At 49.2% G+C, this 1,234-nt stretch carries 1 protein-coding gene; it reads right to left on the bottom strand.

Translation table 11 applies throughout. The features are described 5' to 3' along the window. Positions 1-1,183: NAD(P)H-dependent oxidoreductase (locus IQ230_RS26205; RefSeq protein ID WP_228055475.1), on the bottom strand; the 1,183-nt coding region annotated here is incomplete at its 3' end. Positions 1,184-1,234: the final 51 nt, after the last annotated feature.

Here is a 1,234-nt window from a genome sequence, read left to right as displayed (position 1 = left end):
AACCAACACTGAGAGGAACGCGAGAAGAAAACATCGCATCTTGCTGTTGTCGTAACTCGTCACAAAGACGATGTAGAGGCAACTCAACATCATCATAAGTAAGCACAGTATCTTTGGGTAAATCGCGCTTCAAACGACAGCCCTCAGCCAAACCCATCGGCAACAGTCGTTGTGCCTGCACAACAGGAGCATTCTCACATTGACCATAAGTCATATACTCGCCAATGCCATCAAGCACTTCACCCGCCTTCAAATCAATCTTGGCAGTCGTGACCACCTCAACTATTGGACCGGCGATGGGAGATAAAACGCGATCGCCAAACAACACCGCCCGCGCCACAGAAAGTGGCACCTCAAAATGACACAAGTGATAAGGAGTATAGAAGCTATACAGCGGACCCTCGCCTAACTTGTACAAATTGAGATAATGGCGTTGTTTGGGGTCATCATGAGTGGCAAACACAAACACCCCAGGACCTGGCTTGGCACCAACTACATAATCAACAATGCCGCCAAGTGCTTGCAGTTGGTCAATATCATACATTGAAGTCATCTCATCGACATGACCCGTAAAGTCATAACCTAACATGCCTCGCTGTGCCACCTTCATCCCTGTTGCATTGGCAACAATTGCTTGTTCAAACGAGATCTTCGTGCCATCGGCAAAACTCGTTACCATACAGGGGTTTTGTCCCCAACGTTGGGCAAAGCCTGCTTGGGTAGTCGGGTTGCGGTAAGGGTCTTGCAGTCCTTTGATGTTGCCACACACTAGTGGTTTCAAGCCGATGCTTTGCACAAAGCGATACAGATTCATCTCTACGCCTGGTTGGTCGCCATCACACGCACTTAAGATCACTCCGGCTTTGTCCGCATACACTTTGAGTATGCATCCAATTGTGCCGTCAAGTTCGGCGTTCATCAAAATGACGTGTTTATGGTGGGCGATCGCCTCCATCACCACTTGGGCACCAAATTCGATTGCACCAGTCACTTCAATTAAGGCATCAATCCCTTCGGCTTGGCACACTAGCAGGGCGTCGTCGGTGATAGCGTAGTTTTTTGACCTAATTGTGTCTTCGAGTTGAGCAACGTTGTTGACGGTTTGAACGTTTTCAATTCCGGCTTCGTTATAGGCGCGTTGGGCTTTGGCGACGTTGCGGTTGGCAATTGCTACCAGTTCCATCCCTGGCACCGAGTTGATGATTTGGTTGGCAATCCCCCTGCCCATGAATCC

Origin of the sequence: Gloeocapsopsis crepidinum LEGE 06123 (assembly GCF_015207655.1) — a bacterium.
In the GTDB taxonomy this organism is placed as follows: domain Bacteria; phylum Cyanobacteriota; class Cyanobacteriia; order Cyanobacteriales; family Chroococcidiopsidaceae; genus Gloeocapsopsis; species Gloeocapsopsis crepidinum.
The sequence above is the reverse complement of the archived record's forward strand: the minus strand, read 5'-3'. Positions and strand labels throughout refer to the sequence as shown.